This is a genomic window from Paenibacillus eucommiae (assembly GCF_017874215.1).
Taxonomy (GTDB): Bacteria; Bacillota; Bacilli; order Paenibacillales; family NBRC-103111; genus Paenibacillus_AI; species Paenibacillus_AI eucommiae.
On the sequence record NZ_JAGGLB010000010.1, the window covers coordinates 25477 to 46038 of the forward strand.

The 20562-nt window shown below is 46.0% G+C and carries 12 protein-coding genes and 2 pseudogenes; 10 read left to right on the forward strand and 4 right to left on the reverse strand.

Annotation, left to right across the window (positions count from 1 at the left end; genetic code table 11):
* Nucleotides 1-39: 39 nt before the first annotated feature.
* Nucleotides 40-1734, forward strand: a complete 1695-nt coding sequence (locus tag J2Z66_RS15880) for a type 2 periplasmic-binding domain-containing protein (protein WP_209972429.1) — start codon at nt 40-42, stop codon at nt 1732-1734.
* A 91-nt stretch (nt 1735-1825) separates the two neighbouring features.
* On the opposite strand, the gene J2Z66_RS15885 is transcribed toward J2Z66_RS15880, so the two are convergent.
* The 3 genes and pseudogenes from J2Z66_RS15885 to J2Z66_RS15895 form a co-directional block, all read right to left on the reverse strand.
* Entirely contained in the window at nt 1826-4597 is a 2772-nt protein-coding gene (locus J2Z66_RS15885) for a glycosyl hydrolase (protein WP_209972430.1), read from the reverse strand.
* 215 nt (nt 4598-4812) lie between these two features.
* Entirely contained in the window at nt 4813-5847 is a 1035-nt protein-coding gene (locus J2Z66_RS15890) for an AraC family transcriptional regulator (protein ID WP_209972431.1), read from the reverse strand.
* Nucleotides 5848-5955: 108 nt separating this feature from the next.
* Nucleotides 5956-6255, reverse strand: a pseudogene (locus tag J2Z66_RS15895) (ABC transporter permease); the annotation flags it as partial.
* Nucleotides 6256-6505: 250 nt separating this feature from the next.
* Here J2Z66_RS15895 and J2Z66_RS15900 point away from each other — a divergent pair.
* The 3 genes from J2Z66_RS15900 (at nt 6506) to J2Z66_RS15910 (ending at nt 10617) form a co-directional block, all read left to right on the forward strand.
* Complete coding sequence (locus J2Z66_RS15900; protein ID WP_209972433.1) at nt 6506-8446, forward strand: asparagine synthase-related protein; 1941 nt, start codon at nt 6506-6508, stop codon at nt 8444-8446.
* Between the two features lie 29 nt (nt 8447-8475).
* On the forward strand, nt 8476-8631 hold the full coding sequence (locus tag J2Z66_RS15905; RefSeq protein WP_209972434.1) for a paeninodin family lasso peptide: 156 nt from the start codon (nt 8476-8478) through the stop codon (nt 8629-8631).
* A 192-nt stretch (nt 8632-8823) separates the two neighbouring features.
* Nucleotides 8824-10617 carry an ABC transporter ATP-binding protein gene (locus J2Z66_RS15910; protein WP_209972435.1) on the forward strand — a complete coding sequence of 598 codons (1794 nt, stop codon included), beginning with the start codon at nt 8824-8826 and terminating at the stop codon, nt 10615-10617.
* 16 nt (nt 10618-10633) lie between these two features.
* Here J2Z66_RS15910 and J2Z66_RS42665 read toward each other — a convergent pair.
* A pseudogene (locus J2Z66_RS42665) lies at nt 10634-10735 on the reverse strand (sulfurtransferase); the annotation flags it as partial.
* Nucleotides 10736-11205: 470 nt separating this feature from the next.
* On the opposite strand from J2Z66_RS42665, the gene J2Z66_RS15915 reads away from it, so the two are divergent.
* The 6 genes from J2Z66_RS15915 to J2Z66_RS15940 all read left to right on the forward strand — a co-directional run bounded on the left by J2Z66_RS15915 (nt 11206) and on the right by J2Z66_RS15940 (nt 20413).
* On the forward strand, nt 11206-12237 hold the full coding sequence (locus J2Z66_RS15915; RefSeq protein WP_312894591.1) for an ABC transporter substrate-binding protein: 1032 nt from the start codon (nt 11206-11208) through the stop codon (nt 12235-12237).
* A 14-nt stretch (nt 12238-12251) separates the two neighbouring features.
* Nucleotides 12252-14261, forward strand: a complete 2010-nt coding sequence (locus tag J2Z66_RS15920; protein WP_245375593.1) for an iron ABC transporter permease — start codon at nt 12252-12254, stop codon at nt 14259-14261.
* A 218-nt stretch (nt 14262-14479) separates the two neighbouring features.
* Entirely contained in the window at nt 14480-15910 is a 1431-nt protein-coding gene (locus J2Z66_RS15925) for a sensor histidine kinase (RefSeq protein ID WP_209972437.1), read from the forward strand.
* Nucleotides 15911-16965: 1055 nt separating this feature from the next.
* Nucleotides 16966-17862 (forward strand): ABC transporter permease, encoded by an 897-nt coding sequence (locus J2Z66_RS15930; protein ID WP_245375594.1) that lies wholly within the window; start codon nt 16966-16968, stop codon nt 17860-17862.
* Nucleotides 17859-18740 carry a carbohydrate ABC transporter permease gene (locus J2Z66_RS15935; RefSeq protein WP_209972438.1) on the forward strand — a complete coding sequence of 294 codons (882 nt, stop codon included), beginning with the start codon at nt 17859-17861 and terminating at the stop codon, nt 18738-18740. Before J2Z66_RS15930 ends, J2Z66_RS15935 begins: the two co-directional genes overlap by 4 nt.
* A 122-nt stretch (nt 18741-18862) precedes the next feature.
* Nucleotides 18863-20413, forward strand: a complete 1551-nt coding sequence (locus tag J2Z66_RS15940) for an extracellular solute-binding protein (RefSeq protein ID WP_209972439.1) — start codon at nt 18863-18865, stop codon at nt 20411-20413.
* Nucleotides 20414-20562 lie beyond the last annotated feature (149 nt).

Consider the following 20562-nt stretch of genomic DNA (forward strand, 5'->3'; position numbering starts at 1 on the left):
AAAGCATGTAACAATCTTACACCGTAGGGGGAAACAAAAATGGACAAATTCAGAAAATCATCGCTGCTGCTCGTGCTTCTCGTAATCGTCTTATTGGCGGGCTGTAACGGAAAAAATGACGCAACCGGAAATGCAAACGATACCGGCTCTAGTAATGCAAGCCCAACTGCAACTACTTCCGCATCCACAGCAGATTTAGCCTTTAAGAACGGCAAATACGATCCGCCGATTGAGATCAGCACCGTATTAATGCCGAAGAAATACACCAAGGGTGATACCCAGGAGAACAATGTCCATGATCGCTGGATGCTGGAGCAATTCGGTATCAAGCACAAAGATACCTGGTACCCGGCCGGTAACGATCAGTACAGACAGAAGCTGCAGCTTGCTGTTGCCTCTGGTGAGAAGCTGCCTGATTTCGTCATGGTACCTACCGACCCAGTACTAACCAACCAATTGATCGATTCCGGCCAGTTTGTCGCAATCGACGAGCTGTTTGCCAAGTACGCCAACCAAATTCTCAAAGACCATGCCACTCAGCATCCGGAATTGTGGTATCCCTTTACGAAGGATGGTAAGAAATACAGCCTGCCGATCCTTGAATATACGGACAATGACAACACACTTCTATGGCTCCGTGAAGACTGGATGGAAAAGCTGAATCTTCAGGCTCCTAAGACCATAGCCGACTTAGAGAACATCATGGACCAATTCAAGAACAAAAACCCGGACGGATTGGCCCCCAAGGACGTCTATCCGCTCGCAATCTCCTTAAAAAACAATACGAACACATGGATGGGCGGGCTCGACTGGCTGTTCGGAGCATATGGAACGGTTCAGGAGCAATGGAACAAAGATGCTAATGGCAATCTGGAATACGGTTCCATCCATCCGGGAGCCAAGCAAGCACTTGCCAAGCTGCAAGAATGGACGGACAAAGGCTATATTCATCCCGATTCGGCTTTGTGGGATGAGGGGAAATCAGCTGAAATCTGGACCAAAGGAAATGCTGGCATTTTGCCGGGAGCCAACTGGGTTCCGGACTGGCCGGCTCCAGATTTGTTGAAAAACGTAAAAGGCTCCAAGTTTAAAGCCTATCCTGTTCCTGCAGGTCCGGATGGACTAATGGGCACCAAATGGCAAAACTCCGGTGTTAACAGCAGCTTCATGATTAATAAAGATGCTGAGCATCCGGAAGCGATTTTCATATATTACAACTATCTGTTAGACAACCTGGCCAATCCGTCCATCGGCAGCAAATTCGAATACGGCTTTGCCCAAGGGTATGATTGGGATACCGTAGATGGACAGCCTACCAGCAACAAAGATAAAATCAAAGATTTCAATAATGACTTCCCGTTCATAACAGGACCGGCGCGAATTCCAGATCTATACATGCAAACGCTCGTAAAGCTTGCGGACGGCAATGCGCCGGTTACCCCTTATGAGAAGCAGCTTGCAGAGTTCCGGAAACCGGAAAACTGGTACGCTGCGAAAGTGGTCATGTCACAAGCGGACATCCGCAAGCAAAATTATTTTACCGGCGCGGCTACTCCAACGATGATCTCGAAATGGAATCTTCTTCGCCAGTCCGAGCTGGAAACGTTCAACAAAATCATCTATGGCAAGCTGCCGGTTGACGCGTTTGACAAATTCGTTGCCAACTGGAAAGCAAATGGCGGTGAGCAGGTCACGAAGGAAGTTAACGATTGGTTGAAATCCGTAGCTCAATAATTGAGAAGGACGCCTTGCGGGGCGTCCTTTGATGTGCGTGTTCGTTATGTTGGTGGTTAGGGGAGGGAATGGCTGTGGGCTCCAGCCGCTGTTAAAGATTTGTTTCCTTGAATGGAATGGATGTAATAGTTACAGGACCCATCAACCCAGAGGGAAGTAGCGCCTGATTATACGCATTAGCCAGACTATTTGTTACGCGCAGGCTTAACTTATTGCTTCCTCTATGAAGGACTTCCGCCATAATCGAGATTTGGTACGGACTCCACATTCGGGTGCCGATGTACACATCATTGACGAAAATTTCAGCAATCTCCTGAACCTCACCTAAATCCAGACGAATCTGGCAACCAGGTTTATGCGCAGACTCAGACTCAGACTCAGACTCAACCTCAATTTCAAACTCAGATTCAAATTCAGATTCAAGCTCAAGTTCAAGATCAGTAAGATCAAAAGTAGTCTCGTAAACAACCGATCCCGAAAAATGCTCCATCCCCTTCCATTCCGTCCAGGATTTCAATGTAGCCGATTGAACTGACTGCGCCCCGGTTAAAGCAGCTGCCACGGCCGTCCATCCCTCTTTAAGCTCCAGTAGAAGTCCCTGATGTTCCGTGCCTTTAATCGGACGTTGTTCCCCGGCCTCACTTTGATCCTCCAAAACTGGCTGCTGATCTGGGTTCACATAATATATGACGCTTTCCCTTCTATCCAAACGAATTGGAAAGCTTACACTATCCGCATCCATATTGGAGATGGACTGCTTCTCAATAGAAGCATGCCATGGGCTCCATTTCTCAACCCTTCCACAAACCGCCAGATCCATCATGCCCTCATAGCTTTCCTCACCCTCGTTGACCAAAAGATACCAATGCCTGTCACCCTTGCGAATATGACTCACACGAAGGAATCCAGCGGATGGCTGTAACCGCACATCACACTTTACACATTGATCCACGGCAGCAATCACTTCTTCCACCGAAGTAATCTCAACGGCTTTTTTTAGCGGGGAAATATTTGAATCATTTAAACTGTTTGAACTGTTTGAATCATGTGAAGTACTGGAGGTACTGGAATTATTGGAAGCATTGCCTTCGGTTCGCCAAACAATAACCTTGCCCCCCTGATTGCTGAACTCCTGCAGCTTAGCATGTGTTTCTTCACTATAACGTTCAGGAGCTTCCACTACGATAACGCTGTAGCTTTGCCTGGCAATTTCTATAGAACCACCACGAAGCTGGCAGGACGAGACGAACAAAGCCTCCTCCAGGTAGTTAAATTCAATCTGATTCTCATACAAAGGTTTGACGATTTGCCACGGTAAAAAGTCTTCCTCACACAACACAGCTATTGGAGTCACATTCACACCGTCCGTCATCAGCCAGCTCATTCTTTTTATATAATTGCTGATCTCCTTATAATGCGGCCACCAGGGGCTGTTCGGCCCGACATCCGGCGGTCTTTCGTTCTTTCGTTCACCTAAGATGGAGTAGTAGAAAGCATGCGGAATCAACAGATTGGTTCCCCTGACAAACAACCAGTCCATGTACCATTTCATTTCATCCGGACTGAAGTTCCAGCCGATATTGTTTTTGCCGCAGGCACCGAAGCATTCATTGGCGTTCCTTCTTCTTCCCCTGTGCCTCGCAGAATCGGAAGCGCACTTGGCCATTGTACTGTGCGGGCCGTCAAGCATTTTCCCCTCTGCCGGCTCAATGTACCTCCACACGACATCCTGACCCGGCAACTGGAAATGCTCAAGCAGCCCAATATCTCCGCTTCCCCCTGGATGCCCTGTCAACTGAACACCGTGCTCCTCACACCATCTGGATAGCGGCCTGTAGTAGCTCTCAGTAAGCTTGCTATTTACTGCTTTGCTGTAGGCTCGACGAATGGCATCCGTCTCCTCCACGGCTTCCAGCCAAAGAACGGGCAGCTCGGCTTCCCTGAATCCAAAGCTTTGTACATAAGTCAGAAAACCGTTCGTCCAAGGTTGAAGGGATGGAAGAGCCCCTCTGCCCAGCATATTCGGTTCATCTGTAAACATCGCTTTAATTACACTGCCGAAATAAGGTTTTAGCCGCTCGTAATATTTCTCATGGGTAAGCCGGATGAACGTTTCTGTAGCCTGCGGATTTAATAAATCTGCTGCAGGAGGAGCTCCTGCCTCTCCGTCATCCTGCCCGAAATGAACCCCGCGAATAGTCCCCATGGAGAACACCTCACTAAAAAACACCACAGACCAATCCTGGTCATCAGGAGGTACAAATCTTACCACGATGCCTGAAGCTCCTGCTCCTGCTTCTGTTCCTGCCTCGATATCAAGTAGAATCGTCTGTTTTATATCGATTTTACCCGCAGCCGTTTTCACAATGGCTTGTGCGGAGACGCATATGTCTCCCGCTCCCTCTACCTCTGCCTCTACCCCCTCCAATGGAAGGCTACAGGATGGAAGGGTATAGATCGGTTCGTTGCCACAGCGGAGCTCGGTCATTTTCAGTCCCTTACTGGCATAAGCAGGATTAGCCTTCACCACCATCCCCATAGCAGATCCGGAAGGATACATCGCTTCATCATATAAAAAAACGACCATCTCCTGTTTTTCCGCTTCTCTCACAGCAGTCTCCACCATTTGTAAATAAATCTCTGACATATAGGGAATGGTTTCGGGCAGTCCAAGCCGCGGATGGATCACAAAGCCCATAACTCCTTTATCCTTGAAATCCTGTATTTGGCGAAGCAGCTCACTTTCCTTAAGCTCATCATTCCAAAACCAGAATGGAATCGGAGTAAACTCATCGCTGGGTTGAAGAAACTCCCTTTGTAAAACTCCATCCGCTCCATCTTCCACACTTTTTTCAAGCAGCATATTTTCCCTCCATAGGATCTCTGGATCCATTAATACCATCCATTAATACCCTTAATGTTACATCGGAAAATCCTAGCAAAGATATAGTTGATCAGGACTTCTGTATTGCCGATCTGGTCATATGCAGCAGCTTACAGCCTACAACGCAATAACAAGGCAAAAGCCATTCCCAGAAAAGCACCAGAAACAGCCATCATGACTATATATTAAGCACGTTAATCTTCCATGCTATTATTCATTTCCCTATACCTTCCAGGTGAGCAACCAACCCTCCGGCCAAACAATTTATTGAAAAATGTAGCATCTTCATAACCAATGGCTGCTGCCACGGCTGCAATCGTTTCATCTGTCTCGGCTAGCAGGCATTTTGCCCTTTCAATCCTCAGCCGGTGAACATACTCGATCACACTGCAGTCGTTATATCGCTTAAATTGCCTATTCAACTGCCTAATGCCGATATGAAATAATTTGGAGATATCTGTCAATGCAATTTTGCTGTCATAGTGCCTTTCCAAATATCCGCAGATACGTTTAACGAGCAATTCGCTGCGTGAAGAAAAGGACGGTGCTGTCAGTACAGTGGTCCCCTGCTCTAGTTCCCGTTCTTGTACTTCATAATACCTGGAAAGCCGAATCAACAGCTCCACCATCTTCAATTGCACAAGAGCGCGGTAGCCAGAAACCCGCTTCTCCATTTCTTCAAGCATATCGCCAAAAATAAACAGCAGCCTATCCGCTGCCTCTCCCCGTAAATTCAACTTGTGGTGGAATCGCTTATCTTTATGAAGAAACGGCTGCACATAGAAGAAATCCATGGAATGGATCATGTCCAATTGTTGCAGCAGCGACTGCTGAATGAGACCAGGATGAAACAAACAATTGATAATCTCCATCTGCTGCCCCGCCTGCAATTCATACCCGTGCATTTCTCCGGGATTAATAATAAAAACATCACCCGCTCTTACATCATAGGAAATATCCTCGTATTTATGAGTGGCGAAGCCTTCAACGACAAAAATCATCTCAACAAAGTCGTGACCATGAAGACCGGGACTATCCTGGGCATCATGCACATTTTTTTGGATCCAGAAAGGAAAGTCTTCGGCAACCGCATAATTTTCAAGCAGCTTGGTGCTTACCGGCAATAAACGAACGTCAAATCGCTCTTCCATTACTGAGGCCCACAAGCTGAGATCAGCAGCTGATCCCAGTGAAAATTTAACTTCGCTATGAAACTCCCCATTCTTCATTCCCCTTTTCTAGCTTTTCTAGCTTTTCTAGCTTTTCTAGAGCCATACCTGCACATTTTACAGCTATTATACCATTTTAATTATGAATATCACTGTTTCTCCGCATCCCTATCCCTGAAAATTATCCCGCCACTTCAGCCAGCGATTTTCCAGAAAACGCACCAGTGAATCGGAGAGCTTACCTACAATCGCAAATATTACAATACCTGATAAAACGATCGTCGTCTGCGAGAACTGCCTGGCTTCCTGAATCATGTTGCCGATCCCCGCATTGGAGCCCATCATCTCCGCAACTACAATGCCCAGCCAGGAAACTCCAAGGGACAGACGAACACCCAACAAAATATTGGGAAGCGCCGAAGGGACAATCAGCTTGGTAATCTGCTTCCATTTGGAAAATTGCAGCACACTGGTCATTGGAGTGATTCAAATTCCTCCCCTTTAATGCGACTTTTGGCCTACTTCATATTAATGAAGCAGTGTTCTTTTAAACGAATGTTTTATTGGATTTATTGAATCGATTTATTGATAAAGTAGGTCTATATTCCCTTAAAAATAACCGGGTTTGTAGTTACAAAAGAGTAAGGATATGGTACAATCTGTTCATATCCAACTGTTTTTTATTAAGAACTACAATCGTTAAATAAAGCGGGGCGAAATGTTGAGCTTGATTGCTGGTATCCTTGACCTGAATGATGAATATTCATCTGGTGAAACGATAGTGCATATGATGAAAGCGCTGCGGAAATATCCTGCAGACGAAGTGAATATTTGGCGCGGTAATTGCCTGTCAATGGGCTGCCATGCACAATGGGTTACACCAGAGTCCATCAACGAGGTTCTTCCTCGTTATGATGTAAACAGAGAGCTTGTTATTACGGCTGATGCCATAATCGACAATAGGAAGCAACTATGCGATCAGTTGGAAATTGAATATTCCACAAGGAAAACAATTACAGATTCCGAACTTATTCTCGCTGCCTACATGAAGTGGGGAAAGAGTACTCCGAAGTATTTGATAGGTGATTACGCCTTTATCATCTGGGATAAACGCCGCCAACAGCTTTTTGGAGCACGTGACTTGTTAGGCAGACGAACGTTGTATTATCATCATGTATCGACCCGCTTCGCTTTCTGTACAGTTATTAATCCTTTATTTGTAGTACCCGGCATACATAAAAAGCTAAATGAATCATGGTTTGCAGAATTTTTGGCCATTCCTATGATGTTGGATACAATCGACGTTCACTCCACTGTTTATGAAGATATTAAGCAACTGCCGCCCGCCCATTCCTTTACAGTGGCAGAGGGAGTCGTCACGATTGAGCAATACGATGAATTGGCAGCATCGTCCCATAAGCTTAAGCTGCAGACGAATGGCGATTACGTGGATGCTTTTAGAGAGGTCTTCCAAGAGGCTGTTCAATCAAAGCTGCGAACGTATCGCCAGGTTGGCGTGAGATTAAGCGGTGGGCTGGATTCTGGCGCCGTTGCAAGCTTCGCAGCGAAACCGCTTCTTCAGGAAGGCAAGGTGTTGCATGCCTTCAGTTATATCCCATCAGCAAATTTCGAGGATTGGACGCCGAAAAGTCTTATTGCAAACGAAACCCCCTACATCCAGGAATCAGCCCGGTATATTGGCAATATTAAAGAAAACTATTTAGCCTTTGAAGGCCGTAATGCGATCAGCGAGATGGATACCATGCTGGAGCTGATGGAGGGGCCTTATAAGTTTTTTGAAAACTCTTTTTGGTTGACGGGTATGCTGGAGAAGTCCCAAGAACAGAATGTAGGCGTTTTACTGAATGGGAGCCGTGGCAACTATACCATCTCATGGGGAGATCCCATTGATTATTACGCACGGTTATTTCGTACTCTGCGTTGGACGAATGTTTTTCAAGAATTAAACGACTATACACGGCTGATGAGAACGGGCAAATCTGTTGTTATCCCGATTATTGCCAAGCAAGCTTATGCCTATTTATTTAGATCGGCTCTTGCCAAGAAGAAGTCTAACATTCCGCTGGTTATTCATCCCGACTTTGCTGCTAGAACGAAGGTTATAGATAAGCTAATGCATCATCCTGTCGGACTCACGGCCTACGCTCCAGATGAGGTTACCGCAAGAAATAATCAATTTCAACGCTTTTCGGCATCTAACCACATAGGCACGTCGACGACCAAGCTGTCATTGCCTTATGCAGTAAGTGAGCGTGATCCCACCAGTGATCCAAGAATTATTCGATTCTGCCTATCTTTGCCACACAATCAATATATTCAACATGGAATCGATCGCTCCCTTATACGAAGATCGATGGAGGGTTACCTGCCCGATATGGTGAGGATGAATATTCACGCTAGGGGTGTACAGGGAGCGGATTGGATTTATCGGATGCTGCCGGATTGGGGAGAGTTCAGGGATCAATTGCACAAGCTTTGCAGAGATTCTAACGCCTCATACTATTTGAATGTTCCTCAAATCAAACAATCCCTTGAAAAGCTGGGAACGGAGCCAAAGCTCGAATATGCTTTTGATCTAGATGCCCGATTATTGATGCGCAGCTTGATCGCTTATCGCTTTATAAAGCAATTGTCCTAAATCGTTTTCTTGAAAGGAGGTGATTCTATATGACAAATCCTACGAAGCGGGAGTGGCAGCAGCCAACGTTGGAGGTTCTAACGGTACAGATGACGATGGGAGGACCGAATTGGTGTAATCCTGACGCGAACAATGACGGACATAATAACGCAATCAAGTGCGGTGCTATTCTTGATCCATCATAATCGGATAGGCACCCAAAGTTATTAGGAAGTAAAGCCCGTATACTTGTTCCGAGTATAAGGGCTTTTCTTCGATTACCGCTTTCGGCCTAACCCTTCAAAGTGAAATTAAATCTCTATGTTCTTGATGTAGCGAAGGATTAAGTTAATTGAAACGCTCATTGTAGAAGCGATCGAAGAAGGAGCTTAACGCCTATGGCGAATTTGTGGGTTTATATAAGAAAATTACATCATTACGCAGGCCTGAAGTTATATGTTCCTCAAGTCGGCATGATGATCATTAGTATGATTGAAGGCATAGGATATTTCCTACTGGCAGCCATGCTTGGTCTGATTGGGCTTTTTGATGCCTCATCGGGTGCCATCCCATTCCTCTCTACGATACTTGAACCGTTAAAAAATTTACCTGTTGAGCATGCCTTTTCGATTACATTAGTGATCTTCCTTGTGATGTGGACAGGACAAGCTCTACTACAGAGATATTTGTCGGTCATGAATGAAAAAATAAGTCATGGCTTTGTTAAGTATTTGAGGCTGGAGATTCATGAATCCATCATGCGGGCAAATTGGTCATTTTTCTTGAAAAAAAGAAGATCTGATCTCATCAATAATATGACCAATGAGCTGCATCGTGTAAATTATGGAGTGTATGTATTTCTTGGCCTGATTCTGATGGGGCTGTTCACATTGGTTCAAATTTTCATTGCGTTATGGCTGTCGGTTGAACTGACTCTAACCGTATTGGTTTGCGGTATTGCTCTTGGTCTGTATTCCCGCAAGTTTGTGAAAAACTCTCGTGCTTACGGTGAACAAGCTACATCATTAACTCAAGCTTATATGGCTGGCATGACAAACCATTTCAACGGTATCAAAGAAATCAAAAGTAATTTAATGGAGCAACAGCATGTAAATTGGTTTCGCGAACTGTGCGATAAGATGGAGTGGAATTCCATTCAGTTTATGAGATTGCAAAATCGCTCAACGTTTTATCACAAAATAGTATCCGGATTTTTAATTTCTATTTTTATGTATACATCAGTTGTCTTCTATCAAGTACAGGCCGAAAAGCTTGTTTTTATTATCATGATTTTCTCCCGTCTTTGGCCGAGGTTTGCATCCATACAGAATCGTTGGGAGCAGCTGTCGCAATCGCTTCCAGCCTTCAACAGCTTAATAGAGCTGGAGAAAGACTATAAGGCAGCTAGAGTAACGGAAATTCAGCTTGCTTCCCAAACCGAAAACATTCGCGTAGAGCAGGATATTGAATATCGAAATGTTTATTATCGTTATGATCCAAATCAGAAAGCCTATGCGCTGCAAGATATTAGCTTAAGAATGCCGGCTAACAGCATGACCGCTATAATAGGGAAATCAGGCGCGGGTAAAAGTACGCTAGTGGATCTTCTAATCGGACTTATCGAACCGGAGAAGGGTCAAGTGTTGATTGACGGAAAGGAGCTAAGCGCGGAATTATCGATAAGAGTAAGGGGGTCCGTAGGTTATGTGCCCCAGGACCCATTCTTATTCCACTCCACGATTAAAAAAAATTTTTATGCAGCTGCCCCTGATGCAACGGATGAAGAAATGTGGGAGGCGCTGCGATTCGCAGCATCTGAGGAATTGGTACGGCAGATGCCCGATGGACTGGAGACGGTGATCGGTGAACGCGGCGTACGATTGTCGGGGGGAGAACGTCAAAGAATCGTATTGGCAAGAGCAATACTTCGAAAGCCGGCTATTCTTATTCTGGACGAAGCTACAAGTGCGCTTGACAGCGATAATGAAGCGATTATTCAAGAGTCGATTGAGAGATTGAGAGGAAGCATGACGATTATTGTTATCGCTCATCGATTGTCCACACTTCGACATGCTGATCAGGTTATCGTACTCGATAAGGGAAGACTCATTCAGCAGGGAGGCTACAATCAGCTCTCCAAGCAGATGGATGGATTGTTCGGTCAGTTACTGGAGATCCAGAAAGTACAATAAGAAAGACGAGAGCTGGAGCGATAGGATTCTCCTCGTGCGAGATCCAATCACTCCAGCTTCCACCGTACAGCTTCACATTCGTATAGCCGGCTTCCGCCAGGGCCAGAATATTCGGACAGGGCCCGTGCGTCTACCACAATCTATCGAAATAAGGTTGCTCAAATGCATATCCACGTACGCAGCAAATAACCTTCATATATACATCTTCTGGGGTCCTTTTTTAACACGACAAAAAACCACAAACACTACAACCGACTGCGCTTGTTGAGAACAATACTACTGTGTTCCATCACTATGTTGCAAACCTCCCCTCCACATCCAACATCCAACATCACATTCAACTTTTAAAATCCAACATCCAACGCTCTCTTCCACTATCATTCCACTTCCATAATCACTATTACTAACTCCTTTTTCTTTGATTCTATCAACTAGAAAAAAATGAAAAATTAGGAATATTATTCATCTAAGTAATCCAAAGTTTAGCGTTGACAATCAATATGATAACGATTATCATTGTCATTGACTAGAAAACAGAGCAGTAATTTCTTAAATTTATAGGGTTACATAAAAGGGAGGAAAGAGAAAGTGCGTTTATTTAAATCATCATCTATAACTGTGGTCATTCTATCGTTCATTCTTGTCTTAGCTGCTTGCGGCAGCAACAAATCAGGCTCCGGAGAGTCGTCGCCACCCCCTTCCGCCAAGCCATCCGAGACGGCTTCTGGCAATTCGAACACTTCAGAGGGAGCGTTTCCCCTAAAGATTACTCACGCGAAGGGTGAGACCGTGCTGGATAAGCCGGCGATACGCGTAGTGGGGCTGGAGTGGATTTTCTCTGAGAGCCTGGTTGCTCTGGGCATTCAGCCAGTCGGCAACGCCGATAATGTGGAGTACAAGACATGGGTTGGCGCAGAAGCTGCACTAAGCGCGGACGTTACCGATGTCGGGTTACGCTGGGAGCCTGACTTTGAAGCCATCGCCGCTTTAAAACCTGACCTTATTATTTCAAACACAGACAATAACAGCGCACACTATGATCAATTGAAAGCTATTGCACCAACGATCGAGTTCGATCCTTATGCAGATGAAGGCGATTCTTATACGAGAATGATTGAGATCTTTAATGCGATTGCCGCAGCAACCGGCAAGACGGCAGAGGCCGAGAAGGTTCTCTCCGAACTGGAGCAGCATTACACAGAAGCTAAAACAAAGCTTGCTGCAGCAGGCAAAGCGGATTTGAATTATGTCATTACGCAGGCCTTTACTTACCAGAATGCCGTTACCGTCCGGATGTTTACTGATACATCCACCGTTTCTCAGACTCTTAGCCGTATCGGACTCAAAAACGATTGGAAAACCGAAAAATTCGAGAAATACGGATTTACGAATTCAACCATCGAAGCGCTCCCTGCGGTATCCGACTCCAACTTTATTTATATCGTTCAACCTGACGATGATGTGTTCGGTGAGCCACTGAAGAATAACTCCGTCTGGAACGGATTGAATTTCGTAAAAGAAAAACGAACGTATCCGATTGATGGAGACACTTGGACTTTCGGCGGTCCAATTTCCTCCAAGTCGCTCGTTGATCGTGTTGTCACCTCACTAACCAAATGACATCTACATGGAGAATGATCTGTATATTCGGGGGCGGCTTTGTCGCCCTTGGTATACTTTTTTTTGTGAGCCTATGCTTCGGAGAAGCCAAAATTCCAGTGCAAACCGTGATTGATGCACTGCTCCACAATCAAGGCTTGCCTGACCACAACATCGTTTGGGATTTAAGAATGCCGAGAACCATTTTAGGGCTATTAACGGGAGCTGGACTTGCGCTGGCAGGAACGCTGCTGCAAACCATTACGAAAAATCCGCTTGCATCTACAGACACGCTCGGCATTAATTCGGGCGCTTACTTCATGGTTGTGCTAGGAACGGCTTTTTTTCCTGGAATCCTTTCCGTTTCTCCACTTACCTTCGCAGCTGTCGGCGGAGCGATGGCTGCAACCATCGCTTACTTGCTTGGAGGCGGCAAAATGGCTAGTCCTCTACGGCTCGTACTGGCAGGGATGATCGTCTCGCTAGTCATCGAATCCTTCACAAGAGCTATCCATATCTTTAAAGCAACGGAAACGCAGAACTTGTTTTTATGGGGCGCTGGCAGCCTGGTTCAGGTAGATTGGGATGGAGTTTTCTTTGCCTGGCCTTGGGTGCTCGGTATGATATTGCTCGCCATCTTACTGGGCAAGCAATTCGATGTGCTCACTCTGGATGAAGCGACAGCGCGTTCGCTCGGACAAAAGGTCGATTGGACGAGACTTGCAGGTCTGGCCTTGGCTGTTCTTGTCGCTTCTGTCGTTGTGAGCGTAGTCGGCCCGATCGGTTTCGTCGGTCTGGTCGCCCCGCATTTGATTCGTCTGATGGGATTGCGCAAGCATGGTTGGCTAATCCCGGGCGCGGCGCTTTGGGGCGCGGTGTTGATTACGGCTGCCGATGTATTATCCAGAGTTGTGAGAAGCAATGTAGGAGAGATGCCAATTGGAGCTGTCATGGCGATTATAGGCGCGCCATGGTTAGTCTGGCTAGTCTTGAGCAAGATGAAAGGGACAACAGGTTCAGTTGGACAAATGTCCATGCAGGCAGGCGGAAGATTCGTGCATATGAGCTTTAACCGCATGGCTGTTATTATGTTCTTTCTAGTGGTTGCACTCATCCTGGTCAGCATGACGATGGGCGGAACCCAAATCCCTCTTGGGCAATTGTTCAGCAGCCTATTTGGATCAAGTGACGCTTCCTCCTATTCCACTCTGTTGAATTTACGGCTTCCGCGGACGTTTGTAGCGGCGGGTGCAGGGATCGCACTAGCAGTTAGCGGGGTACTGATTCAGGCCGCGGTTCGCAATCCGCTTGCGGATGCTTCCATAATAGGCGTCACATCAGGAGCAGGGTTCGGAGCCATGCTCATTCTGATTGCCTGGCCTCAAGTTCCTGTCACTCTCCTGCCAGTAGCCGCTATAGCTGGCGGCTTGACTGCAGCGGCATGTGTGTTCTTGCTTGCGTGGCGTAAAGGACTTCATCCTTTTGTGCTGATTCTGCTAGGAATCGCGGTTTCGGCCTTCGGATCAGCGGGCATCCAGGCTTTGATTGTACGGGGTTCGCTTTGGGGCAGCTCGGGTTACATCTGGCTCACTGGCTCTACGTATGGCCGGACCTGGCAGCAGGTTGCGCTGATTGCCATTTTTCTGGTCGTTCTGCTTCCAATAGCTCTGTACCTTGCCCGCAGGTTCGATCTGCTGGCCTTCGGTGACGACAGTGCCACAGGACTGGGCCTTGCGGTTCGCAAAACGAGACTAGCCGCCATGATTGTCGGTGTTCTGCTCGCGGCAGGAGCCGTTGCTTCTATCGGCACAGTCGGTTTCCTCGGCTTAATCGTACCGCATGCGGTACGTATGCTGATCGGCCATCATACGAGGCAGTCCATAGTACTATCAGGTTTGCTGGGCGCTCTGCTGCTAGTTATGACCGATGCAATCGGACGTACCATACTAGCTCCGAAAGAAATTCCTTCAGGCTTATTGATTACGTTAATCGGCGCTCCCTATTTTTTATTTCTGATGATCCGGACGTTTAGACGTAAGAGTTGAAGGAAACAGACGCCTACTGGCTGTCCATCATCCTTTACCTCTCAAGCGCTGGCATCACGAGCACGCACATCAAAGGACGCCTCAAGGGACTGTTGACAAATTACCTTATTGACGAAATTGACGTTGTCCCTCAAAGCGTCCTTTTTAATATGGAATTAATGTTGGTGTGATATCTTAACCGGACATACCAATATAAGACAAGGCTGGGGCCGGGGCATATGACGCTTAAGACTAAACTTTCTTTGATGTTTTCTATCATTTTAATGGCAACATTAATTATTTTCGGAACCGTACTGTACACTTTTTTGCACAACTATATTTATAATGACATTCAAAAAAACATCGCCTATAAAGTCGAAGCCATCAACAAATCCATCTCATTTAAATTTACTTTTTCAAAAAAAGCCTGGAATTTATTTATTAATATTGATGAATATGAGCTGCTTCAGGAAGGCATGTTTATTCAAATCACTAATTTTTCCAATGGCTTGGTGACCAAATCAAACAATTTGAAATATTTCGAGCTGCCCCTGGAGCGGGATAAGGTGAATGAAAAGCCTTTTTATGACACCGTTACGCTCTACGACACAGCCATTCTTGTATATACGTACCCTATAGTTTTGAACGGGGAAATTGTTGGAACCATTCAGTCCGGAATCAATATTAATCAATTTGAGAACTTTTTCAGAGTTTTGCGTTTCAGTCTTTATATGCTTACCTTAGGTGTCGTTTTATTAGCTGTAATTTTGGGCATGTTTTTTTCGAAAAAGTTTCTCAGCCCTATCCATATGCTCATTCAAAAGCTGGATCAGATCCGGGGCACAGGAAAGCTCACCGAAAGGATCTACTATAAAAATCCAAATGATGAAATTGGCCAATTAACCGTTGCTATCAACTCTATGCTGGAAAGTATTGAAGGCAACTACACCAAAATAAACAACTTATATATGACGCAGCAAAGGTTCGTCGCCGATGCCTCCCATGAATTGCGGACGCCTCTGACCTCTATTTCGGGGAACGCTCAATTGTTAAGAAAGGTTTGGGAACGAGCAACCCCTGAGTATATAGATACAGAGATGCTGCGAGATTCCTTGGAATCCATTGATGATATCGTTGAAGAATCGGACAGGATGCGAAAACTGGTAAGTGATCTGCTGTATTTGGCAAGGTCAGATTCTCAAATGAACATAGAATTGGAAAAAGTCGAGCTGCTGCCCATCGTGGAGTCCGTAATCCGTAAGGTTGATGTTCTACCTAAACAAATCCAGTGGTCTACAAGCTCTCTCGACCTGCTGGAAGATGCTTATATCCTCGGAAATAGGGATTATTTACAGCAATTATTGTTCATTTTCCTGGAAAATGCCTTTAAATTCACATTGTCAGGATCGGTTGAACTGAGCATAGAAAGAAAAGAGCAAATGATAGGTATTAGCATCAAGGACACAGGCATTGGGCTCGCCAACTCTGAGATTCCCTTTATTTTTGATCGGTTTTACAGGGCTGATAATTCAAGAGGACAAATTGAAGGTACGGGCTTGGGTCTATCAATAGCAAAAATTATTATAGATGAGCATCATGCTTCAGTGGATGTCACGAGTTATAAGGGAGAAGGTTCGATCTTTACGGTTTGGTTTGATTTAGTAGATTAAACGCCTTGCGGCGTCCTTTGATGAGCGTGTTCGTGACGTAGGAGCGTTGCGGAGGTAAGGGGCGTGGGCTCCAGCCGCTGTTAAAGATTTGTTCCCTTGAATGGTATCGATGAGGAGGTAGGAACAAATCTTTAAAGGCGGACGCTGCCGCTCTTCCTCCCACACCCCTTACCTCTCTTTAGCTACAATCGCACGAACACTAAGCTCAAACGGATTGCCAGCAAGGGTTTTCCTCTTGATTGAAGGAGATTTCCCCGCGGGCCAAGCCGTTGAGACTGAAGATCGCGCCGCCAGCTTGCGCAACCGGGTGGACCTGCTGCTTTAACGATGATTTTCATCGTTAAAAGCACGAAGTCATCTCTACAACCTTACTTTAACGATGAAAAACATCGTTAAAGCCGCTTTTCTACCCCCAGAAAGGCCCTCCGTCCTCTTTTAGCGATGAAAAACATCATTAACGTGACAGATTGGCCTGGAATCCTTACTTTAACGATCAAAAACATCGTTAAGTCAAGCACATGCTTCATTCGGGGGAGACGGGCTGCCACTATCGCTCTTTCTCGTTCTTTCTCGCTCTTCCTCCCACTTCCCTTCCCACTCAGTTTCAAAGTTCCGAACATGCCATGCTCAAAGCCCAAATGAAAAGCCAACATGAGGCTTTCTGAGTCTAAGGGATAGTGCACATATGAGAATTTGAGGTTCTCATATGATTCCATTTTCGAACACATCAACGCTTCCTCGCTTCACCACTTTAAAGAAATATATTATTCTATGAGGCAGCTTTTCCCCATCCACCTAACCCCTCGCTCCTTTCTATTCCCTGCCACATGTGACATCTAATCCATCTCCCCAAACTATAGAAAACGATTACTTTTTTGGCCTGTACCCTAATCCTCAAATGATTATACGGAGCCGCAAACCCTTGCTGCAGCTGGGAATCGGCCCATCCTTAATCTGGTACGTTACAGATTATTGACGATTAAGCTTCACGCCTCCTATACTTGGGTTTGCCGATAGATAACATCGACAATTTAAAGAGATAGGTGGCTGGATGAATGAAGGCAGAACTCGTCCGGAACAGATGGCTGTACGCAATGCTGCTTCCGGGAATCGTTTTTTTTATCATTTTTAAATACGTCCCGATCTGGGGATTGATCATCTCCTTTCAGAACTATCACCCGTTTCTCGGTGTGTGGGGCAGCGAATGGGTCGGGTTCGACCACTTTGTGCGCTTTTTTCATGAAAGATCGTTCTGGATGCTGCTGCGCAATACGTTTGTGCTGGCGCTCTACAATATCGTTTTCTTTTTTCCTTTTCCCATTGTGCTGGCGCTTCTGTTGAACGAAGTCAGATTCAGGTTTATGAAAAGGTTTGTGCAATCGGTGCTGTACATCCCCCATTTCATCTCTTGGGTTGTTGTAGTAGGGATTTGTTACATGCTGTTTTCGATTCAGGACGGTATCGTCCCTTATTTAATGGAAGTGAGCGGAATTAAAACTATCAATTTCCTGCAGAGCTCGGAATGGTTCCGGTTTATGATCACTTCGCAGGTGATTTGGAAAGAATCAGGCTGGAGCGCCATCATTTTCTTGGCGGCGATGAGTTCCGTTGATCCGCAAGCCTATGAAGCGGCAACGATTGATGGAGCCGGGCGCATGCGCAAAATATGGCATGTCACGCTGCCAGCGATCCGCAGTACGATCGTCATTCTGCTTATTATCCGGCTGGGCAGCTTCCTCGATGTCGGGTTTGAGCAAATATTCCTGATGGTAAACTCGGTGAACCGGCAAGTAGGGGAAGTTTTCGATACGTATGTGTATACGGTCGCGATCCAGCAAGGTAATTTCAGCTACAGTACAGCTGTTGGTTTGTTCAAATCGGTTGTCGGAGCTTTGCTTGTCTATATGTCAAATCTGATAGCAAGAAAATATGGGGAGGATGGTATCTTTTGATTGCTGACAAATCATTCGGAAGCCGCTTGTTCGACCTGTTAAACATTGCGTTCCTGTCACTGCTGTCTCTCATTACGCTGCTGCCGTTCATTTATATTATAGCTGCTTCCTTGGCCGCTCCGGAAGAAGTGTTGACCAAGCGGTTCATGCTGTTCCCGAGCAAGTTCGACTTCTCGGCGTATCAGTACATTTTGTCCACCAATACGATCTTGAAAAGCCTCTGGGTATCGATCTCGCTTACGGCCTTCGGTACGTTGTTCAATCTCATTCTGACCAGTTTGATGGCATACCCGCTCGCTCGGCGGGATTTTGGAAAAAGGCGGATCATTCTGCTGCTAGTCGTGTTCTCCATGATATTCAACGGGGGCATGATCCCGACGTTCCTGGTCGTCAAATCAGTCGGGCTTATAGATTCCTATATGTCCTTAATTTTACCTACTGCAATAAGCGCTTTCTATTTGATTGTACTCAAAAATTTCTTCCAGCAGCTACCAGATGGACTGGAAGAGTCCGCGAAGATCGACGGGTGCAATGATCTGCAAATTTTCTATCGTATCGTACTGCCCCTTTCCAAGCCTGCACTTGCTACAATCGGTCTGTTCTATGCCGTCGACCACTGGAACAGTTACTTTAATGCTATCTTGTATATTAATGATACGGCGAAGTGGCCCGTTCAAGTGCTTTTGCGCCAGATTGTCATTATGTCGCAAGGAGGCATCGGCGATTCCACTCAATTCGCGGACAACTTTACAATGCCTCCGCCGGTGACGATTAAGATGGCCGTTATCGTCGTCTCGATGATCCCGATCCTTTGCGTCTATCCTTTCCTGCAGAAATATTTCACGAAAGGCATTTTCCTCGGATCTGTCAAAGGATGATCACGATTTGGCCGGTGGAGGTTTATTCCGGAATGGAGGTGAAGTCATTTAAACCCGAATCGGCCAAATCTGATATATATAAACATGCTATTATTATTATTATTATTTAGGGAGGTTCTATCATGTCGAATCGACAAATCATCAACAAGCGGCTCTTGCTTTCATTGCTTGTCGGAGTATGTATGCTCCTGCTTCTTGCCGCATGCGGCAAGTCCAATAATGAAGAGGAAGGCTCAACGGCCAGTCCCAAAGAAAGCTCCAATGCAACGAAACAACCCGAAAGCTCCAGTAACTCAGGCTCTCCCGCGAAAGTTTCCATCATGCTTCCCCAGTATACGACGGAGGCGCCCAAGCCCGACAATCCGGGTATCTTGAAAATCGAAGAGCATACAGGCGTAGACCTCGATTTGATCTGGGTGCCGGGGGAAGCGTATGACGATAAGCTGAACGCGACTATGGCATCGGGCGGCTTGCCGCAGGTAATCACTGTCCTTGACAACAAGGACGGAAATATTGTGAACGGCGTCCGCTCCGGCATGTTCTGGGAAATTGGTCCGTACATTCAGGACTATCCGAATCTCAGCAAAATCAAGAATGAAGTGTACAGCAATATTTCCGTAGATGGTAAAGTATATGGATTGCCACGTTCCAGACCGATCTCGAGACCAGGTGTCATTTTCCGCAAGGATTGGCTTGATGCCCTTGAGCTCAAAGCGCCCGAGAGCATAGACGATATCTATACGATTTTGAAAGCTTTTACAACGCAAGATCCGGACAAAAACGGCAAGCCTGACACGTTCGGCTGGAGCACAAGCCAGTATGGATTCGACACGTTGTCCATCCTGTTCGGAGCCCCGAACATCTGGGGAGTCAAGGACGGTAAAATTGTACCCAGCTTCAAGACACCAGAATACTTGGAAGCCATGAAATTCCAGAAGAAGCTTTATGACGAGAAGTTAATCAACCAGGACTTCCTGATCGTCAATGACGGGTTCCTCAACTATATGAACCAAGGGAAAACAGGTATGCTTTTAGTGGAAATGGATGCTGTAACAACGGCACGATTCAACGACCTGAAGAAGCTCGATCCTAAAGCGGAACTTGACATCATAAGCCCGATCAGCGGACCTCACGGTACATTCACAGTCGGCGGTCAAGGCTTCGGCGGGGTCGTTATGTTCCCGAAAACAAGTATCAAAACCGAAGAGGAATTGAAGATGGTCCTGCAGTTTTACGATAAGCTTGGGGATGAAGCCATTCAGGATATGACAAAGTATGGCGTGGAGGGCAACACCTACAAGATGGAGAACGGTGTTCCCAATGTAAACCTGGAATTATACAATGCGGATATTAACCCGCTTAATCAGGTCATGGTCCAGTTCGGTCTGTTCGATGCAAAGCTGGGCGATAAACCGATGGAAACCAAATGGAAGAACCTGATCGTAGAAAATGAGAAATATGCTGTGTATGACCCGACGGTGCCGCTAATCTCGAAAACATTCACTGAAAAAGGCGCACAGCTGCAGACAGAAATCGAGGATGCCCGAAACAAATTCCTTATTGGTGAACTGGATGAAGCGGGCTGGAACAAGGCGATTGAAACCTGGTCCAACAATGGCGGCAAGCAAATCGAAGAAGAATTTACGGCGGATTACGCCAAAAGCCAAAACTAATCAGGAAACAGGAAATAGCAAACAGCAAACATCCCGCTGATTATGCGCTGGGACGGGTATGCATATAAAACTGAAAACGTTCAATGTCTTATCCGCCCAGAGGCTTCAGCATTAGATTGTAAAGATTTTCACGTAAAAATACGATGAAA

Excerpts from the sequence above, each read along its gene's own strand:
- J2Z66_RS15880 (WP_209972429.1), top strand. The coding sequence starts at position 40 with ATGGACAAATTCAGAAAATCATCGCTGCTGCTCGTGCTTCTCGTAATC.
- J2Z66_RS15885 (WP_209972430.1), bottom strand. The coding sequence starts at position 4,597 with ATGCTGCTTGAAAAAAGTGTGGAAGATGGAGCGGATGGAGTTTTACAA.
- J2Z66_RS15890 (WP_209972431.1), bottom strand. The coding sequence starts at position 5,847 with ATGAAGAATGGGGAGTTTCATAGCGAAGTTAAATTTTCACTGGGATCA.
- J2Z66_RS15900 (WP_209972433.1), top strand. The coding sequence starts at position 6,506 with ATGTTGAGCTTGATTGCTGGTATCCTTGACCTGAATGATGAATATTCA.
- J2Z66_RS15905 (WP_209972434.1), top strand. The coding sequence starts at position 8,476 with ATGACAAATCCTACGAAGCGGGAGTGGCAGCAGCCAACGTTGGAGGTT.
- J2Z66_RS15910 (WP_209972435.1), top strand. The coding sequence starts at position 8,824 with ATGGCGAATTTGTGGGTTTATATAAGAAAATTACATCATTACGCAGGC.
- J2Z66_RS15920 (WP_245375593.1), top strand. The coding sequence starts at position 12,252 with ATGATCTGTATATTCGGGGGCGGCTTTGTCGCCCTTGGTATACTTTTT.
- J2Z66_RS15925 (WP_209972437.1), top strand. The coding sequence starts at position 14,480 with ATGACGCTTAAGACTAAACTTTCTTTGATGTTTTCTATCATTTTAATG.
- J2Z66_RS15930 (WP_245375594.1), top strand. The coding sequence starts at position 16,966 with ATGAAGGCAGAACTCGTCCGGAACAGATGGCTGTACGCAATGCTGCTT.
- J2Z66_RS15940 (WP_209972439.1), top strand. The coding sequence starts at position 18,863 with ATGTCGAATCGACAAATCATCAACAAGCGGCTCTTGCTTTCATTGCTT.